The following is a 440-nucleotide window of genomic DNA, read 5'->3' on the forward strand; positions in this document are numbered from 1 at the left end:
ACATACGCCGCACCCGACTTCACCACAGCCAACAGCGCCACCACCAACTCCAGGGAACGCGGCAGAGCAACCGCGACGAACCGCTCCGGACCCGCACCCCGCTCGACCAACAACCGAGCCAGACGATTCGCCCGCTCGTTCAGCTCGCGATACGACAACTCGACGCCTTCGAAGACGAGCGCCGTAGCGTCCGGTGTCCGCGCGACCTGCTCCTCGAACAACACCGGCAACGTGCGATCCACCACCTCGACGGCGGTGTCGTTCCACCGATTGAGCACAAGATTCTGCTCGGTGTCGTTGAGGACGGGCAGGGTCCCGAACAGTACCGTCCCGAAGACGACATCCTCGCGGCCCGACGCCGAGGCGACCACCCTCGCGAACATCACGTGCAACACCGTCGCCACGCTCACACCGAGACGCCGCGCCACCTCACGTACGGC

General features: G+C 65.9%; 1 protein-coding gene. It reads right to left on the minus strand.

Annotation, left to right across the window (positions count from 1 at the left end; all coding sequences use genetic code 11):
- Positions 1–404: AMP-binding protein (locus tag IG99_RS51880; RefSeq protein ID WP_324606176.1), on the minus strand; the 404-nt coding region annotated here is incomplete at its 3' end.
- Between the last annotated feature and the right edge of the window lie 36 nt (positions 405–440).

Origin of the sequence: Streptomyces griseus subsp. griseus (genome assembly GCF_000720255.1) — a bacterium.
Taxonomy (GTDB): Bacteria; Actinomycetota; Actinomycetes; order Streptomycetales; family Streptomycetaceae; genus Streptomyces; species Streptomyces griseus_I.